The sequence below is a fragment of the Chondrinema litorale genome (assembly GCF_026250525.1).
Classification (GTDB): Bacteria; Bacteroidota; Bacteroidia; order Cytophagales; family Flammeovirgaceae; genus Chondrinema; species Chondrinema litorale.
The window spans coordinates 4,748,045-4,761,604 of the sequence record NZ_CP111043.1 but is presented as its reverse complement, the minus strand read 5'-3'; the positions used below and the strand labels follow the sequence as shown (position 1 = coordinate 4,761,604).

General features: G+C 36.5%; 10 protein-coding genes. 3 read left to right on the top strand and 7 right to left on the bottom strand.

All coding sequences use genetic code 11. From position 1 onward, the window contains the following. Nucleotides 1-66 precede the first annotated feature (66 nt). Complete coding sequence (locus OQ292_RS19685) at nt 67-1,845, top strand: hypothetical protein (RefSeq protein ID WP_284683856.1); 1,779 nt, start codon at nt 67-69, stop codon at nt 1,843-1,845. Between the two features lie 176 nt (nt 1,846-2,021). Continuing rightward, the gene (locus tag OQ292_RS19680) at nt 2,022-3,359 is read left to right on the top strand and encodes a transposase (protein WP_284682082.1); all 1,338 of its coding nucleotides are present in this window, start codon (nt 2,022-2,024) and stop codon (nt 3,357-3,359) included. Nucleotides 3,360-3,564: 205 nt separating this feature from the next. Here OQ292_RS19680 and OQ292_RS19675 read toward each other — a convergent pair whose 3' ends face one another. The 4 genes from OQ292_RS19675 to OQ292_RS19660 all read right to left on the bottom strand — a co-directional run bounded on the left by OQ292_RS19675 (nt 3,565) and on the right by OQ292_RS19660 (nt 8,169). After that, entirely contained in the window at nt 3,565-3,951 is a 387-nt protein-coding gene (locus OQ292_RS19675) for a (deoxy)nucleoside triphosphate pyrophosphohydrolase (RefSeq protein ID WP_284683855.1), read from the bottom strand. Between the two features lie 7 nt (nt 3,952-3,958). Further along, nucleotides 3,959-5,170, bottom strand: coding sequence for a hypothetical protein (locus OQ292_RS19670; RefSeq protein WP_284683854.1), 1,212 nt, complete (start codon nt 5,168-5,170; stop codon nt 3,959-3,961). Between the two features lie 73 nt (nt 5,171-5,243). Continuing rightward, on the bottom strand, nt 5,244-7,223 hold the full coding sequence (locus OQ292_RS19665; RefSeq protein WP_284683853.1) for a glycoside hydrolase family 97 protein: 1,980 nt from the start codon (nt 7,221-7,223) through the stop codon (nt 5,244-5,246). Between the two features lie 223 nt (nt 7,224-7,446). Continuing rightward, a complete protein-coding gene (locus OQ292_RS19660; protein WP_284683852.1) occupies nt 7,447-8,169 on the bottom strand; it encodes a PQLLE family protein in 723 nt (240 codons plus the stop codon). Between the two features lie 171 nt (nt 8,170-8,340). Here OQ292_RS19660 and OQ292_RS19655 point away from each other — a divergent pair, with 171 nt between their 5' ends. Further along, on the top strand, nt 8,341-9,345 hold the full coding sequence (locus OQ292_RS19655; RefSeq protein WP_284683851.1) for an IS701 family transposase: 1,005 nt from the start codon (nt 8,341-8,343) through the stop codon (nt 9,343-9,345). A gap of 140 nt (nt 9,346-9,485) precedes the next feature. Here OQ292_RS19655 and OQ292_RS19650 read toward each other — a convergent pair whose 3' ends face one another. The 3 genes from OQ292_RS19650 to OQ292_RS19640 form a co-directional block, all read right to left on the bottom strand. Beyond that, nucleotides 9,486-10,001, bottom strand: a complete 516-nt coding sequence (locus OQ292_RS19650) for a hypothetical protein (protein ID WP_284683850.1) — start codon at nt 9,999-10,001, stop codon at nt 9,486-9,488. Between the two features lie 18 nt (nt 10,002-10,019). Next, nucleotides 10,020-12,182, bottom strand: a complete 2,163-nt coding sequence (locus OQ292_RS19645; protein ID WP_284683849.1) for a glutamine synthetase III family protein — start codon at nt 12,180-12,182, stop codon at nt 10,020-10,022. Between the two features lie 181 nt (nt 12,183-12,363). Further along, nucleotides 12,364-13,383, bottom strand: a complete 1,020-nt coding sequence (locus tag OQ292_RS19640) for a glutamine synthetase beta-grasp domain-containing protein (protein ID WP_284683848.1) — start codon at nt 13,381-13,383, stop codon at nt 12,364-12,366. Nucleotides 13,384-13,560: the final 177 nt, after the last annotated feature.

Below are 13,560 nucleotides of genomic sequence, written 5' to 3'. Positions count from 1 at the left end.
TAACTGTATTCCACAATTGTCGTAAGAAAGTAAAACACACAGTAACAGTCGAAATAATTTTAGAAGATGAAAAGACTTTTTACCGCATTTTTTATTGTAACTACCTTTTGCCAGTTATCATTCTCACAATCTTTTGTAGACGAAAAAGAAGATATTTCAGTGCTTCCTTTTGGAGGTTGGCAGGGTAGAGATTCTGAAATCTATGAAAAAATAATTACTGAGAAGATTCTTGCACTCATTATCGATTCAAGAAAATTTAATGTAATTACTTCTGACGACGCAGAACTCAAGCGTATCGCAAACGAATTAAGAATACAACTTTCTGGTATGGTGGACGAATCCACCGCTGTAGAAGTTGGTAAACGAAGAGGAGTTAAACTTTTTATTGTGGGAAATTACACTGGTAACACAGTAGAATACCACAAAGCCACTTACAACGACGATGGCGATTTAAAAGAAAATAGCCATTACACATCCAAAATAAGAGCAAGTATTAAGTTAATGGAAGTAGAAACAGGAAAATACACTGCTTCTACAGAAGCTTCTGCCTATGGTAGGTCTTCGTCTGAGAGAGGAGCTGTATTAGATGCGTTGGACAGGCTTGCCGAAGAGATTTTCGATAATTTCAGAAAGTACTTTCTTATTCAGGCTTACACTAGTGGTGTAAATCAAAGTGAAGTTCTTCTAGATAGAGGTTATGAATTAGGTGTGAAGGAAGGAATGACATTCGAAATTTTTGATATCGCAAAAGAAGAGGGTAAAGTAAGAAAGGATGTAGAAATTCCCGTGGGAACTCCAAGAATTGGAATTATCAAAATTACAGATGCTGAAGCGAATTCTGCCAGAGGTTTATTAATGGGCGAAGCGAAAGGTTTAATGCCTGGCTATTTGGTAAGAGAGATGAAATACACCGCAACCACCTCTGCCACTATTGTAAATAAAACCTTAAACAAGGTAACCATTAACCGCGGACAGAACTTTGAAATAAGGAGCGGTGAGTATTTTACGGTTTTAAAAGCCAAGAAAAATGGCAGTTATACAGGCAAAACCAAAAAAGTCGGATTAATTTATATCAGTGAAACGGCAAGCGATTATGCTGTGGGTAAGATACTAAAAGGTAGATATGCTTTTAGAGAGGGAATGATTGTAGAAGAAACCAATGGTAGTCCGTACATGGTGAGTGCATCTTTCTCTTATGGTTTGAGTTTAGACCAGAAAATTGTGAGAGCTAATGAGCCAAGTGGTGTGCACATGGTAAATAATGGAGAGCCAGGTAGTGTTAGTCTTGATACTGACTATCTTGAAAGATACAATGACTTGTCAGACGGCGAAATTTATACATTTAATGTGCACATTAGAGATTTGCTCTACAATTATACATTTACCATGGGTATGGATTTTTATAGCATTGATAATGGTGAGTTAAATGCGTGGGTACCAAAAATAGGAGGGAGTTATCAAATTCCGATTATACCAGAGTTAATCTATCTTTCTCCCGGTGTAGAAATCGGTTATGGTAAAATGAGGCAAGAGTTTAACGAAGTAAATCAACTTTCAGAAGATGAGAGTGATTTTGTAAGAGACTGGTCGCCAATGTTAGGTGCAAGCTTAGAAGGAATTTTAAGGTTGAAAAATGTACTGTTGTTTGCTAATGTTTCTTACAGGCATTTGAGGTATAACTCTTGGAAATATAGAGCTAAAACTGGCAAAGACGATGACGATGGAAATCCTGAAACTAAGTTTTATTCTATTCCAGATCAAATGGTGCCATATTCCAATGTGATAATTGGGCCTTTATATATGCAAGCCGGTATTAGAATAGAATTTCCTGTTAGTGGTTTTTAAACCCTAACAGGTGATTTTTTATATAGGCCTTACCTTTTAAATAAAAGGGATTGAAAATCAAGGTTTTAAATGCATTAATGTATAAAATAAAACCCCGCAATTAGCTAATAAAAGCTTTTTTCGGGGTTTTTGATTTGTTAAATTGTAGTGTCTAATCACAATTAACACTACAATATATGAGAGATCAACAGCTTTTCCAACCACAAGATTACTTAACTCCAAAATGGTATTTATTTAAGAGTAGTAAATTGGGTAATGTTTATGATAGCATCCCTTGGGAACAACTTTCTGCATGTCTGCCTAAGAAAAATAAAGGCCCTGGTGCTCCTAGCTGGTTTTCGCCTCAGGGCATGTTTGGCTTAATGTTTCTAAAAGCCTATTTAAACCTGAGTGATGAAAAGCTCATAGCACGCTTTAATACCGATTGGAGCCTTCAGCTATTTTGCAATAAATTGCTACAGGATCATCAAAAGATTAAGGATAAGGCCATTTTAAGTCGAATCAGGACGTATATGGCGGACCATACTGATTGGCAACAACTTCAAGAGGTACTACTCCAACACTGGAAAACAGACATGCATAATACGCATGTGCTCTTAATGGATGCTACTTGTTATGAGAGTTATATTCGTTTTCCTACCGATGTTAAGCTGCTCTGGGAGAGCTGCCAATGGGTGTTTGAAAAGCAGCTTTACAGATACTGTAAAATATTAGGAGTAAAACGACCTGGCTCCAAATATATAGATCAAAAGCGCATGCAGATGTCTTATGATCGTAGTCGTAAAAAGACATATAAAGCTGGTCGCAAGCGTAAAAAGTCATTGATATATCTACTATCCAAAGGATTGGGGCAACTGCAATGCCTACTTAACGAAAATCCACAAATACAGCTTCACTTACATGAGAGAACATATCTAAAAACTATAAAGAAGATAATCGAGCAACAGCAATTCTTGCAGCAGCATCCAGCTAAAGAATTGAAAAACAGGATTGTATCACTTCCCAAGGCTTATGTTAGGCCGATAGTGCGAGGTAAAGAAGCTAAAAGGGTTGAGTTCGGAATGAAGGCACACCTGCTTCAGGTGGATGGTATCTGCTTTATCGATACCATGGAGTTCCGCGCTTTTAATGAAAGTACCAGACTGAAATTAAGTAGTTTAAAACATAGATCGATATTTGGCTCACTTCATCAACTAGGAGCAGATCGCATTTACGCCACCAACAAAAACAGGAAGTATTTAACAGAAAAGAAGATATTTACCTGCTTTCCAAAGAAAGGTCCTAAAGTAAACAACCCTGCTGAAAGCCAACTCAGAAGTCTCATCTCTAGCCAAAGAGCCACGGTGATGGAGGGAAGTTTTGGCGTGCATAAAACAGCTTATGGCCTCAATAAGATCAAGGTTAAAGGAGAAAAACGAGAAATGATACACGTTTTTTTCGCAGTTATGATGGCCAATGCCGTTAAGATCAGCAAAAGGAAATCAGAACAAGCCCCTCTACTTCAGGCCGCCTAAACCTAAAGCTGAAAAGCCTATGGGATGAGTGTGTCTATACTATCCAAAAGCAATATTTTCCAGTTTTATCAATAGGATTACTCACAGTATTGTACTTTTTAAATAGTCCAAAACAGCAGGTACCAAGATTTGAAACAAAAAAAAGCTGAACTTTATCTATCCAACTCTTATTTTTTATTGGTCTTAATCAATTTTCAAGGAGGCCCTAGATAAGAAAAGAAATAACTGGTTGATCAGCAGGAGCAAGCTCGAAATTAATTAATTCTTCTGCACTAACCCAAAGTGTTTTGTCGTGATCGGTGAGAGTGATGTTGCCTTCTAAAAATTGAGTTTTGTAAACCCATAGCACAATTACAGCGTGAGCATATTCGTGAATAACTTTTGTGATGATTTCTTTGGGAGAAATGTTGATTTGGAGTTCCTCTTTAATTTCTCGTATGAGCGCTTCCTGATGATTTTCGTCTTTTTCGATCTTGCCACCAGGAAATTCCCATAAGCCAGCCTGATGTTTACCGGGTTTTCTTCTGCAAATTAAGATATTATCTTCTTTATAAATTACTCCGGCGACTACATCAATTTGCTGTTTTTGCATATAACTTTTAATCTATATTTTCAACAGTGTTACCACCTGTTATGTCTTCCACAAGATTAAAGAAAGCCTGTTTTCTATCAGAGCTTATTTCCCAATCTGCTGGAATACTTTGGAACCCATTTTCAAACTCTTCTCCGCTTCTACGGTAATCGAAAAATCCCCATGAAGCATGTACACTTGTGGCTGCGGTAAAATTATTCCAATCATTTTCAAAACCATAATTATCATCTTCATTGTAAATAATTGGTTGGTTATCGTACCCGTTTACAGTTTTGGTTTCATTTACCAAAGCAACAATTTCGTCAGGGTCTTCCATGCCATTGCCATGTAGGATAATAAAGTCTGCAACTTCTACCACATTTGATTTTGGTAGGTGCTTTCCTGTATAGCTGGTACTAACTGGATATCTATGGCCATCTCTTTCGATAGATTGTGCAAGGGTTATTAACTCATGCACTCTGTATTGGAATAAGATATCGTGATCGTAATTGCCATTACACTCATTGTTAATTTCGATTAAGATGTTTTTATATCCTTTATCGAAAAACCAGTTTACTGCATTTTCAACTCCTGCTTTTACAGCAGTTTCATCATTCAAGTATTGGTCTTGACCAAAATAGAAAAGCCCTACGATAGGCGCCATTCCTAGTCTATCGGCTTCGTCTAGAATTAATTCTAACCTGCTCATGTAGGCAGAGTCTAAAGAACCATCGGGATTGAAAGCAGAGTTTACCCAACCTGAGTTTCCGTATCCCATTGGGCTACCACCTTGCAAGTTGATAGTGAAAGAAAGAAGACCTTTTGTATACCAGCTTTCCATTGCTGCTACAAATTCTTCTGTATTTCTGTTGGCATCCCACTCATCTGAATCTGGATAAGCCCAGTTATCTGCAGTGGGGTCATTAGTGTCGTCAAAAATACCGTTTACCATTCGAGAATTTGGAAGTAAACCTTCAATTTCGTAGCCATTCCATTCTACGTTTTCGAATGTTAATTTTCCATTAATCAAGAATTTATCTTCTGAAATCGATACTGTAGTGTGTATAGCTTCTTCTACAGTTTGTTCCTCTTCTTCATCAATTATCTCCACTTCATCTTCTACAGTCTCTTCTTGAGGGTCAATGTTTTCATCAGAACCTTCATCACAACTGCTAAAGATTAATATTGATAATGAGAGAATTATGAGTTTGGTTAGTAATTTTAAATGCTGGGATTTCATAAAAAATTAGAAAATAAAAAAATAAGTACTGTCCGTCAGTACTTATTAAAATTCAACAATTGTTCCAATGGTATTAATTGGCTTTAGGCGTGAGCTTTATGAAAAATCCACCACCGGGAGCGAGTTGGAGTTCTCTCCTGTCAAATGGTTTTATTTCGTCTTTGGTAATTTGGTATTTAGTACCATCTGTTTTGCTGTCATCCATGTCTGAAAGTATGGTAGCATCATAACTATTTTCCGTTAAGAAGAAGAAGTTAACTGCTACTTTTCTTGCTTCCCAATTGGTAATGCCTCCAACATACCATGCATCTCCTTTTTTTCTGGCAATTATTGCAAACTCGCCAACTTTGCCACCTATAGCTTGTGTATCGTCCCAAGTAGTTGGAATATCAGCAATAATATCTAAAACTTTTGGCTCTTTTTCGTAAGCTGTGGGAGCATCAGATAGCATTTGCAAAGGTCCTTCGTACACCACATACATGGCAATTTGCTGTGCTCTGGTACCTTGACTCATTGGTGCATCAAAAACTACTTTAAAGTTGTCTTTGTTTACATTGTTCATTGCTCCTGGTGTGTAGTCCATTGGTCCAGCCAGCATTCTTATAAATGGAATAGTTGCTGCATGGTCGGGCGTAGTACCATCTGGCTCAGAGAATTTGTTGTATTCTAAACCTCTTACCGCTTCCTGATTAATTACATTAGGAAAAGTTCTGTTTAATCCCGTTGGTTTGTATGCACCATGGAAATTTACTAATATTTTCTTTTCGGCTGCTGCCTTGGCAATTCTGTAATAAAAATCGACCATTTTTTGGTCGTCTCTGTCCATAAAATCAACCTTAATACCGCTAATTCCCCATTTTTCGAATTGGTTCATCGCTTCTTCTAGTTGGGCATCGAGTGTTCTTGCCACACACCAAAGTATAATTTTTACGTCTTTTTGTTTGGCATAAGCAATTAGCTCAGGCATATCTATCTCTGTAGTGATTTTAGTTAAATCAAACTGATCAGACCAGCCCTCGTCCAGATTGATATATTCAATATTGTTTTTTGCAGCAAAGTCTACAAAATATTTATAAGTTTCAGTGTTAAAACCGGGTTCAAAATCGACTCCTGTTAGGTTTAAGGCATTCCACCAGTCCCAAGCAACTTTACCGGGTTTTACCCAAGAAAAGTCTCCTTCTGAAGGTTTAGCAAGTTTGTATACTAAGTCATTATTGAGCAATGTTCTGTCGTCTTCTGAAAACACAAATACTCTCCACGGAAAACTTCTGCTTCCTTCGGTTTTTGCTAGGTAATCTGCTCTTTCTTCTACCAATAGATCAAAATCCATGTGCCCGCCAATTTTTTCTTTGGTCGGATATTTTGGTAAAATAGATTTTAATGAATTCTTTTCTTCTCCTTTTACTATATACAAGCCTGGGTAACTTTCTAAATCTGCTTCTGTAAAAACCATTTTAACACCACTTCGGGCTTCTGCTAAAAATGGGAGCATCATCATTTTATCGTTTGAAAGTTGCTGAATAGGCGAGGTGATGTAATTGTTTTCGTAGCTATGTTGAAAGCTATCTTTGTCTAATTGAGCTGAAACTAGCGGATAGTTATCTCTAAAGTTGAAATTTATTTCTTCAGACTTTATAGTTATTGGGTCATCAAACTTAGTAATAAACCGATAAGCAAAGCCCTCATCGTAAATTCTGAACTCAAGCGAAAAGTCTTGTTTAAAGTCTAGGAGTAAATAGTTATAATGGTCGTTTATGCTGTCTTTTTTCCAGTAGAGGGGATCAATAAACGTATTATAAGTTTCTATAAAATTATCTTTTACTTTAGCTTTTTTTCCTAACACAGTTCCGTCTTCCAAAGTCATTGAGATAGCCGAAGGAAGAATAATTTCTTGTTCTTTTACTTGTAATGAGTAGTAGATTTTATCACTTACGTCTATTTGAGCGATAAGCCCTTCATCTGGTGATACAAGTGTAAAGGTTTTAGTTTTTTGTGCTTTAAGTGAAATGAATGTGCTAAGTATGAATAAGAGAGTAAGTACATTTATCTTCATAAAAAATAAATTTATTTTTAGGATACAGGTGTTAGTATCTCTACTAAATAAACAATTTTTAGCTAAAGAAATAGATTAACTTACTATTTTTTATTAATTAAGACAGAATCGTGCAAGTGATTAAATTTCTTGCCAATCTGAAAAGATATTTTTTCTAAGCGTAGAAAAAGGAGGGAGTAAAAAAAACTCCTGTATGATTTATATGATACAGGAGCCTTTTTTGCTAAAGGCCAAGTTTTAGCAAAGCTTCTTGATCGTTAACCAATCCGCGGCTAACAATTTTTTTAAATGTAGATATCCAGTTTATCAGTTCACCTTTTAGCTCAGCATTTTTAGCTGTAAGATCAATCAGTTCGGTTGATAGATTATCTCTTTCTAAAATGGTTTCCTCTATACTGTCTATGCTTTTTAAGCAATCTTTAATTGTACTATCATCCACATTATAAGGCTTCATGGAATTAAGTGCATTTGTATCTTCAGAGATTTTGGTGTAAAACTGTTTGATGTTGCGAATCCATAGAGACTCTCTTTGAGGGTTCAGCTTGTCTGCTTTTAATTGCTCAATTATATTCTGTTGTGATCTAAATAGATTCTGAACTAGAATTTTATGGAACATAAACAATTTGTGCAGCTCATCAATTGCTTGGTTTTTTGTTTTAGTGATATTCTTTTTGCGCTCCATGTTCACTTGATATGCCTCAATTGATTCTAACAATTGCTTTATTGAGCTAATGGCTTCTTGTATTACTTTCTCAGAATAATTGATAGAAGCTAGTTTAGCTGTAAGTGATTTGTCTTTGAGAATCTTTTCTAACTGGATTTTCCATTCCTGAGCTTTTTCAGCAAAGAATACTGGCTGTTTTGTAGGTTTCTGAATTACAATTTCAGACTGATCAACCTTTTTTAGAAAAAACTTTTCTGATAGCGCGTTTTGTGATTTTTCCATATAAGAATATTAGTATAAAAAATCGTGAGGGATGTTTTTGATGGGTTAACGCGATTATTTTAAATGTTATATAATTTATGCAGATAATAATAATAGGACTTACGCAATATTAAATTTCTCTAGCAAAAATGCTCAAGATTTGAGAGATTGTTTTTTTTAATACTAATTTATATGGATAAATCTCTGTACATATCATATCTTCTCCATACTCACGGGAATTATACCTGTACCCACATGGCAGCCCATTCTATGGATGTCAGTCATGACCAAGTCACACGTTTTCTAGCCCATTCTAAATTTACCTCTTCCGACCTGTGGGATATTGTCAAGGGCCATCTCCAAGATAGCGCAGACTCATTTATCCTTGTCGATGACAGTGTTCAGGCAAAGAGGTATTCCCGGTATATAGAATTGGCCAAAAGGCAGTACTCAGGCAATGAGCATGGCCTAGTCAATGGGATCAATCTGGTAAACATGGTACACAGCAATGGCATTGATGGGGATTACTATCCTATCGATTACCGAATCTACCACCCAGAAACGGATAAGAAGACCAAGAATGACCATTTCCAGGAGATGTTCACCCGAATGACCATGCGTAAAGACCTGAAAGCCAAAAAGATACTTTTTGACAGCTGGTATGCTTCCATGGACAACCTTAAGCTTGTGCACAGAAGCGGCTGGACATTCTTCACTACCCTGAAGAGCAACCGCCAAGTCAGCCTATCCAGAGACACAGGGATGCAGGCTGTGGGCACAGTCGAGCTTTCCGGTAGGCAACTGCTGGAAGGCGTACAGGTCAAACTCAAAAAATACCCTTACCCCGTCAAATTATTCAAGATAGTCTCCCTAAACGGGGACATTGAATGGGTGATCACAAATGATCTATCGGACAGGATGAATGTATTTGAGGCCGAAAACGAATCCCAGATCAGATGGCAGATTGAGCAGTTCCACAGGGAATACAAACAGCTTACAGGCTCTGAGAAGTGCCAATGCCGAAAGGCAATCTCCCAGAGGAACCATCTAGCTTGCTGCTACCAGGCTTGGATAGGGCTGAAACTCCTTGCAAAACAGTTGAAAACAACGCTCTATCAAATCAAAGTACTTCCGTTCAGCAACTATCTTAAACAGATTCTTGCTAATCCTATTATCATTTTTAACTTAAATGCGTAAGTCCTAAATAAAATAAAATTATTTATTCCTTCTATTGCTTGGGTTACTATCTATTGGGGTTAGAATACGATCAAAAAAAGCATTTCAAATTCCGTTGAAATGCTTTATCTATTAAAGTGATGGTTGTTATTCACATATTATTATCGATATTCCTCAATCTTGAATTTTCCTTCTTGTTGAAGAGTTTGTCCTTCAGTTAATTTGACTGAAATTATTTTCTTGGAGACATACATGTTATCATAAAGACTATCAATTTCAGCTTCTACTCTAATTTTTTGTTTGTTGTCTATTAATTCGTGATAATTAAAGCTGTTGAAATTACTATAGTCATCTTCATTCATAAAAAGTAAAAATGTATGTCCATTATCAGCTTTTAGATAGATGAAAGGACTTATTAAAAGATCATTTTCTTCAAGTACTTTCAAATACTTTGTAGTGCTTGAGTCTTCTTTCATCATTCCTTCATAACCTAGACTATCCTTCCGATTTAAATAGTTAGACAAGAGGCTGTCAGGTCTTCCATAAAAACTTCCTAACTTCAACCAATTATAGAATAAATCTGCTGAAATTTTAGTTGAAGCTTGCTCAGTTGAATTACAACTGATGAACATGATACTAAAAACAATTATGTTGAGTATATTTCTCCTCTTGCGCACAAGTTAAGTTATTGGCAACTATCTTATAAACAACAACTCTCTGTATTTAGGCAAAGGCCATACTTCGCTATCGACATATAATTCAAGTTTATCTACAGAGTATCTGATTTTCTTGAAATACTTGCTTTTTACATCATCGCAATAGGCTATAGCTTTCGCTTCTATATCTGTAATCTTGTTGATGCGCTTTCGCTCTTCAATCATTTCGTACACACTGTTTTTTACGATATCGATATGCTCAGAAATTTCTTGAATGGTTTTTATTACTGCAGAATTATCTATCTCTAAACCTTTTAAGCCATTCGCATTTTGGATAAGCATATTCTGATAAGTAACAGAGGTTGGAATAATATGGTTGAGTGCTAAATCACCCATAATACGAGATTCTATTTGTATTTTTTTGATATAGTTTTCCAACAGTATTTCATGTCGAGCTTCCAACTCTCGCTCTGTACAAATTTTATATTTTGTATAGAGTGTTTTAGTTGATTTGCTAATGTATGCTTTAAGTGCTCTTGGTGTATCTTTTATATGAGGAAGCTTTCTCGATTCTGCTTCTTTAATCCAATCTTCAGAATAACCGTCACCTTCGAATCTTACTGCTTTAGAAGACTTAATGTAATCTCTTAGTATTTTAATTATAGCCAGTCTTCTTTCCATACCAGTGTTGATCTCTTTATCAACTGCTGTTGCAAAATTGTTAAGTTGATCTGCTACAGCAAGGTTTAATACCGTCATTGGAGCGGCTACATTAGATTCTGAACCAACAGCTCTAAACTCAAATTTATTACCTGTGAAAGCAAATGGTGAAGTACGGTTTCTATCTGTGTTATCTTGTATGATAGAAGGGATTTTATCGATACCCAACTTCACGTACATATTATCACCTTTTTTTACTTTAATGTTGCCATTATGTTCCAACTCATCAAGTACTGCAGTTAATCTCTCTCCAATAAATACAGAAATAATAGCAGGAGGGGCTTCTTGACCACCAAGTCGGTAATCGTTGCCGGCAGAAGCAACACTGGCTCTGAGTAGTTCATTATGGTCGTGTACAGCTTTAACGGTACAGACAAAAAATGTAAGAAACTGTAAATTTTCTCTGGCACTACTACTCGGACGGAAAAGATTAATGCCATCACTTGTAATGAGCGACCAGTTATTATGGTTACCACTACCATTAAGACCAGCAAATGGTTTTTCGTGGAATAGTACTTTTAGATTGTGTTTGAGCGAAACCCTTTCCATTACATCCATCATCAATTGATTATGGTCTGTGGCTACGTTCATTTCTTCGTATGAAGGAGCTACTTCAAACTGGCTGGGAGCCACTTCGTTATGTCTTGTTCTTACAGGTATTCCGAGTTTTAAACACTCGATCTCGAAATCCTGCATAAAATCGTAAATTCTTGTTGGGATTGAACCAAAATAATGATCGTCTAACTGTTGGCCTCTTGCCGGATTATGCCCGAAAACAGTTCTTCCGCCCATTACTAAGTCTGGTCGGGCGTTAAAAAGTGCTCGATCTAATACAAAATATTCTTGTTCGCAGCCAAGGTATGCCTGTACAGCGTTTACATTTCTATCAAAAAATCGACAAACCCTTGTAGCTGCTTTATTTATAATTTCATTGGCTTTTAGTAGTGGTGCTTTATAATCTAAAGCCTCGCCAGTATAAGAAACAAATACTGTTGGAATACACAATGTATGGCTTAGAATAAACATGGGAGAACTTGGGTCCCAAGCGGTGTATCCTCTGGCTTCAAAAGTACTTCTTATACCTCCACTCGGGAAGGAAGAAGCATCTGGCTCTTGTTGTACAAGGGCTGTTCCTTTAAAGTTTTCGATGTCTGCATCTGAATCAAAAAATGCGTCGTGTTTTTCGGCTGTTGAACCGGTTAATGGTTGGAACCAGTGGGTATAATGAGTAGCTCCTTTATCTAGCGCCCATATTTTTACTACAGATGCAATGGCATTTGCTGTTTCAAAATCAATTCTTTTTCCTTTTTGGATGGCATAAATCAGTCTCTCAAATACATCTGGAGAGAGGGTATATTTCATTTGTTTTATACCAAAGGCATTGTCTCCAAAATAATCTGACACTTTGGAAGACGGAGGACTAACATGTATGCGTGGCCTGTTTTGCGCAAGCTCTAGGGCTTTAAAGCGGAGTATTGCCATGTTAAAAAAGTTTGTTAATTAAACTTTATCTGATTGAATTCTCTCAAAAGATTCAAAAAAGAATCAAATTGATTGAATTTAGTCAAATAAAAGTAGATAGGTGTTTTGTATTGGTTATATAATCGAAAAAAAAAGCTGTCCGCAGTTTGCGAACAGCCCTTGAAATAATAAAAAGTTTCGCTTATACAGCTGCGCTTTTTACAGTTTTGATGATTCTTCCAGCTACTTTGTATGGATCAGCAGCAGAGTTAGGACGACGGTCTTCTAACCATCCTTTCCATCCTTTCTCTACAGTAGCGATAGGAATTCTGATTGAAGCACCTCTATCTGAAATTCCGTAAGAGAATTTGTCGATAGATTGAGTTTCGTGCTTACCAGTTAATCTTAAGTGGTTATCAGCACCATATACATCAATATGAGCTTTTATGATATCTGCAGGAGCAAATGCTTGGCAGATTGTATCGTATACTTCTTTAGAACCAGACTCTCTTAATGGAGAGTTAGAGAAGTTAGCGTGCATACCAGAACCATTCCAGTCAGTATCACCAAGAGGCTTACAGTGCCAGTTGATTGATAAACCATATTTCTCAGCAGTTCTTTCTAAAAGGTATCTCGCAACCCAAATTTGATCACCAGCAGCCTCAGCTCCTTTAGCGAAAATTTGGAATTCCCACTGTCCTGTAGCAACCTCAGCGTTGATACCTTCAACGTTAAGACCTGCTTCAAGGCAGATATCTAGGTGTTCTTCAATAATTTCTCTTCCGTATGCAGAAGTTCCACCAACACCGCAATAGTAAGGTCCTTGTGGTGCAGGGTAACCGTTTGCTGGGAAACCTAATGGTAAGTCAGTTTCTGGATTCCATAGGAAATATTCTTGTTCAAAACCAAACCAGAAATCGTTGTCCTCATCATCTATAGTAGCTCTACCGTTAGATTCATGTGGAGTGCCATCAGCATTTAATACTTCTGTCATTACTAACCAACCGTCTTTTCTAGCCGGATCTGGAAATAAAGCAACAGGTTTTAATAAACAGTCAGATGCACCACCTTCAGCTTGTTCAGTTGAACTACCGTCAAATGACCACATAGGAAGGTCTTCTAATTTACCACTGAAGTTATTTTCAATTTTAGTTTTGCTTCTTAGGCCTTGTGTTGGTTTATAACCATCAAGCCAAATGTACTCTAATTTTGCTTTCGCCATTCTAGTTGATTTTATTGAATTGGAAAAAATTGCTTTAAAAAATCACCTCAAATTTAAGAAAAAGTACTTAAACTTGGATTATTAGGTGATAAATCTAGTGATATTTACAGAAATTACTAAAATTTTTTAATGGATTGCTTAAAAATTTAAGTAAATGAAAATTTTACCTGATAAAAT

What these genes read in the sequence shown, in the direction of transcription:
- OQ292_RS19685 (WP_284683856.1), top strand. Translation starts at nt 67, where the DNA reads ATGAAAAGACTTTTTACCGCATTTTTTATTGTAACTACCTTTTGCCAG.
- OQ292_RS19680 (WP_284682082.1), top strand. Translation starts at nt 2,022, where the DNA reads ATGAGAGATCAACAGCTTTTCCAACCACAAGATTACTTAACTCCAAAA.
- OQ292_RS19675 (WP_284683855.1), bottom strand. Translation starts at nt 3,951, where the DNA reads ATGCAAAAACAGCAAATTGATGTAGTCGCCGGAGTAATTTATAAAGAA.
- OQ292_RS19670 (WP_284683854.1), bottom strand. Translation starts at nt 5,170, where the DNA reads ATGAAATCCCAGCATTTAAAATTACTAACCAAACTCATAATTCTCTCA.
- OQ292_RS19665 (WP_284683853.1), bottom strand. Translation starts at nt 7,223, where the DNA reads ATGAAGATAAATGTACTTACTCTCTTATTCATACTTAGCACATTCATT.
- OQ292_RS19660 (WP_284683852.1), bottom strand. Translation starts at nt 8,169, where the DNA reads ATGGAAAAATCACAAAACGCGCTATCAGAAAAGTTTTTTCTAAAAAAG.
- OQ292_RS19655 (WP_284683851.1), top strand. Translation starts at nt 8,341, where the DNA reads ATGGATAAATCTCTGTACATATCATATCTTCTCCATACTCACGGGAAT.
- OQ292_RS19645 (WP_284683849.1), bottom strand. Translation starts at nt 12,182, where the DNA reads ATGGCAATACTCCGCTTTAAAGCCCTAGAGCTTGCGCAAAACAGGCCA.
- OQ292_RS19640 (WP_284683848.1), bottom strand. Translation starts at nt 13,383, where the DNA reads ATGGCGAAAGCAAAATTAGAGTACATTTGGCTTGATGGTTATAAACCA.